The organism is Alteromonas lipotrueiana, from assembly GCF_019249245.1.
GTDB lineage: Bacteria > Pseudomonadota > Gammaproteobacteria > Enterobacterales > Alteromonadaceae > Alteromonas > Alteromonas lipotrueiana.
In genome coordinates this window covers 1-2090 of record NZ_JAESDK010000037.1, presented here as the reverse complement: position 1 = coordinate 2090, position 2090 = coordinate 1, and the positions used below count along the sequence as shown (strand labels likewise).

Below are 2090 nucleotides of genomic sequence, written 5' to 3'. Positions count from 1 at the left end.
GTGGTGGACGTTACTGGACTTGAACCAGTGACCCTCGCCTTGTAAGGGCGATGCTCTCCCAACTGAGCTAAACGTCCTTTGATTTGTCTTTGCCGTCTTAGGCAAGTGGGGCGGTATTATAGAGTCGCTCTTCAAAGAGTCAACAACAAAATATCACTAACTTGTTCGTTTGAACAAAAAAACGTCGCCGCTAATGATTTTGCTCATATTTAATACATTTTCGACATTTTTACAGAACTTCTCGTTCAATAGAAGAAAGCCGATGTTTTGCCGCTGCCAGAACACTGGTAGAATGCGGTTCATTGTTTTTGTCCTATTATTTTATAGAGAGTTTGATATGTCGGTTGTTACCAGATTTGCCCCAAGTCCTACCGGATACCTGCATGTAGGAGGCGCTCGGACCGCGCTGTATTCTTGGTTGTATGCAAAAAGTCAGGGTGGTGAATTTGTTCTTCGAATTGAAGATACCGACATTGAGCGGTCTACCGAAGAGGCTAAACAGGCTATATTAGATGGTATGCAATGGTTAGGTTTGTCATGGGACAAAGGGCCTTATTTGCAAACTGAACGTTTTGACCGGTACAAAACATTTATCAATCAGCTACTAGACGAAGGTAAAGCCTATAAGTGCTTTATGACTAGCGAAGAGCTTGATCAAATTCGCGAAGAGCAAAAAGCGCGGGGTGAAAAGCCCCGCTACCCAGGAACATGGCGCGATCGTACCGATCATCCAAAAGGTGAACCTTATGCAATCAGGTTTAAAAACCCGTTGGAAGGAACGGTTGTTATTCATGATCATATTCGTGGCAAAATTGAAATCAGTAATACCGAACTTGATGATCTTGTGATTCAGCGTAGTGATGGCACGCCTACCTACAACTTTTGTGTGGTAGTAGATGACTGGGACATGGGGATTACTCATGTAGTGCGCGGTGAAGATCATATCAACAACACGCCGCGTCAGATTAATATTTTAGAAGCTTTAGGTGCACCTGTGCCGCATTACGCACACGTTTCTATGATTTTAGGAGATGACGGCAAAAAGTTATCTAAACGTCATGGTGCAGTAAGTGTAATGCAATACCGTGATGACGGCTTTTTACCTCAGGCTGTGCTCAACTATTTGGTACGACTAGGATGGGCTCATGGTGATCAGGAAATATTTTCTCTAAGTGAAATGATTGAATATTTTAACCTTGATGCCATAGGGCAGTCAGCCTCTGCTTTTAATACGGATAAGCTAATATGGCTAAATCAGCACTACATGAAAACGATGCCAGTGAGTGAAGTGGCTACCTTCGCAAAATGGCATTTTGAAGAGCAGGATATTGGCTTAAACAATGGCCCGACACTTGAAAATGTAGTAGCCATTCAGGCTGACCGGGTAAAAACATTAAAAGAAATGGCACAAATCAGTCGTTATTTTTACGAAGACTTCACCGAATTTGATGAGAAAGCAGCTAAAAAACATCTTCGACCGGTCGCTAAAGAGCCATTAATAGAGGTAAGCAAAAAGTTGATGGCTATTGAAACCTGGTCACCTGAAAATATTCAGGCTGCGATAAATGCTACTGCTGAAGATCTCGGTGTAGGAATGGGTAAAATAGGGATGCCACTGCGAGTAGCCGCGACCGGCGGCGGCAATTCTCCGTCTTTGGATGTAACGCTAAATCTGCTGTCAAAGCAAAAGGTTGAGCAAAGAATCGACAAAGCGGTTAGTTTTATATCAAACAGAGAAAATTCTTAGTTTTTGTCAAAAAAACCGTTGACAGGGCAGTGGGGTATGCCTAGAATGCGCCCCGCTGTCACGGAACAACGTGCTCTATTTGTAGTATATTAGTAACGTAGACTTTGGGGCCATAGCTCAGCTGGGAGAGCGCTTGCATGGCATGCAAGAGGTCGGCGGTTCGATCCCGCCTGGCTCCACCAAATTTTAGTTATGAATCACTGATTTGTAACTGCAAAGAAAGCTTCTTTGTGCATTCTTAGGTTAAGGCCGCTCATCACGTTAAAGTGATTCGCCTTACAAAAAATCTCGAAAGCTTGCTTTCGGGTAGGCCAGGGGAAACATTCCTCAGGACTAGAATCAT

1 protein-coding gene and 2 tRNA genes are annotated in these 2090 nt (G+C 43.5%); 2 read left to right on the top strand and 1 reads right to left on the bottom strand.

Features of this window, described 5'->3' with window-relative positions; all coding sequences use genetic code 11:
• Window position 1 precedes the first annotated feature (1 nt).
• Window positions 2-77, bottom strand: a tRNA-Val gene (locus tag JK130_RS16505).
• A 260-nt stretch (window positions 78-337) separates the two neighbouring features.
• Here JK130_RS16505 and gltX point away from each other — a divergent pair.
• Both gltX and JK130_RS16495 read left to right on the top strand, forming a co-directional pair.
• On the top strand, window positions 338-1747 hold the full coding sequence (gene gltX, locus JK130_RS16500) for a glutamate--tRNA ligase (protein WP_218355429.1): 1410 nt from the start codon (window positions 338-340) through the stop codon (window positions 1745-1747).
• A gap of 106 nt (window positions 1748-1853) precedes the next feature.
• Window positions 1854-1929, top strand: a tRNA-Ala gene (locus tag JK130_RS16495).
• The last annotated feature ends 161 nt before the right edge of the window (window positions 1930-2090 follow it).

Coding starts and splice junctions, on each gene's coding strand:
- gltX (WP_218355429.1), top strand. CDS start 338: ATGTCGGTTGTTACCAGATTTGCCCCAAGTCCTACCGGATACCTGCAT.